This is a genomic window from Streptomyces sp. NPDC000075 (assembly GCF_040301925.1).
Taxonomy (GTDB): Bacteria; Actinomycetota; Actinomycetes; order Streptomycetales; family Streptomycetaceae; genus Streptomyces; species Streptomyces polychromogenes.
Window position 1 is genome coordinate 1 of record NZ_JBEPFL010000083.1, and the last position, 1,898, is coordinate 1,898.

At 80.9% G+C, this 1,898-nt stretch carries 2 protein-coding genes; one reads left to right on the plus strand and one right to left on the minus strand.

Annotation, left to right across the window (positions count from 1 at the left end):
- Positions 1 to 1,312 (minus strand): serine/threonine-protein kinase (locus ABT403_RS38970; RefSeq protein WP_502966024.1); only part of this gene is annotated, 1,312 nt, incomplete at its 3' end.
- A gap of 283 nt (positions 1,313 to 1,595) precedes the next feature.
- Between ABT403_RS38970 and ABT403_RS38975 the strand changes: the two genes are divergently transcribed.
- A partial coding sequence (locus tag ABT403_RS38975) for a carboxylesterase family protein (RefSeq protein WP_351650969.1) occupies positions 1,596 to 1,898 on the plus strand: 303 nt, incomplete at its 3' end.

Here is a 1,898-nt window from a genome sequence, read left to right on the forward strand (position 1 = left end):
CGGGGGGGGGGGGGGGGGGGGGGGGGGGGGGGGGGGGGGGGGGGGGGGGGGGGGCCGGGGGGGGGGCCCGGGCGGGCGGTCCCGCCGGGGCCGCGGCCCGTACCGGCGCGGCGGGGGCGGCCGCTTCGGGGCCTTCGGGGCATTCGGGGTCGAGGATGGTGGCCAGCAGGGCCACGTCCTCGATGGGCCGTCCGATGGCGGCCGCCCGCAGGGTGATGTCCGCCTCGGCCTCCTCCTCGGGGTGCTCGCCCAGCAGGGCGACCATCCGGCGGACCTCCTCGACCGGCCGGGCTACGGCGGCCGCGCGGAGCGCGTCGTGCCCCGGGTCGGCGAGGTGGCCGGAGTCCTTGAGGAGCCCCACCAGCGCGGTGACCTCCTCGACGGGCCGGCAGGTCGCGGCCGTCTCCAGCAGGGTGCGCAGCGGCTCGGGATGCGGGGTGGGCTGGGGCGCGGGCCCGGGCCGGTCCGCGAGCGCCTCGGGCGGCGCCTGGAGACCGGCCCGCGACACGGGGCCGGGCTCCGGTCCGGCCGCCGGGGCCACGGGGGACGGCCGGAGGCCGGGGTGGGGTCCCGCCTCCGGTCCGGACCGGGCCGTGGCGGCCGCCGGGAGGGGCCGGAGGTCGTCCCGGTGAGCGGGGACCGGTCCCGGCGTGTTCACCGGAACCGGGTCCTCGGGGAGGGGCCGGAGGCCGTCCCGGTGAGCAGGAAACGGTCCCGGCTCGTTCACCGTGTCCTCGGAGAGGGGCCGGGGGCCGTCCCGGAAGCCGGGGACCGGGCCGGGCCGGTCCAGGGCGGCCGCCGGGAGGGGCCGGAGGTCCTCGCGGAACCCGGAGGCCGGTGTGGGCCGGTCCACGGGAGCTTCCCCGAGGTGGCGGAGGTCATCCCGGAACCCGGAGGCCGGTGTGGGCCGGTCCACGGGTGCTTCCCCGAGGTGGCGGAGGTCGTCCCGGAACTCGGCGACCGGTGTGGGCCGGTCCACGGGCGCTTCCCCGAGGTGGCGGAGGTCGTCGCGGAACCCGGGGACCGGGCCGGGCCGGTGCGACGGGCTCTCGGGGAGGGCCTGGAGGGCGGGGCCGGGTTCCGGTCCGGCCGGGCGCGGGTCCGTGACGGGCTCGGGGGCCGGGGCCGGCCTGGCCGCCGGGGGGTCACCGGGCGCCGGGGGCGCGAGGGGGTCGAGGAGGGCGGGGGGTTCGGCGAGGGCTGGGGGTGGCGGGGGTGTGGGGTGGGCGCCGTCGGTCGGTTCCGGGGTGGGGGCGGGGAGGCCCTCGCGGTCTCCGTGGTCCGTCGCCGCGAGGGTGCTGGGGTCATTCATGGAAAGCTCCGTCTCGCCGACGCGCGGGTCTACACATCGCACGCCGGTCATCGTGCGTCATGGGAAGCGCACGCTTAGTCACATTGAGCGGCATGTACACGTACTGCGCCATTCGGGGCGGGCAAACGGGGGGCACCCCCGGCGCGTCCGGGGCCCCGGCCGGGACACGCCGGGCCCAAGGCGCCCCGCGCAGCGGCGGGCGGGGCACAGTGGGCTCGCTCCTCCGTTCGGGAGGGGCACTCGCACTCGTGCGGGAGCGCCGCCTCCGGGAGGAGCGTCAGCCGTGCCGGATCCCCGTACCGACCGCCGCCCCCGCCGCTCCGGCCGCCCGCCGCGCGGGCTGCCGGGGGCGCTGCTCCCGGTGGTCCTGCCCGCGCTCCTCCTGCTCTGTGCCGCCGGGTCCGGGCCGCCGTCCGCCGCCCGGGTCGCGGGGGGCGCCGGGGCCGCCGAGCGGCCCGTCGTACGGACCGCCGAGGGTCCGGTGCGCGGACGCGCGCACGGGGCGTACGACACGTTCGAGGGGATCCCGTACGCCGCCCCGCCGACGGGCCCGCTGCGCTGGCGCCCGCCGCAGGGCGCGCCGCGC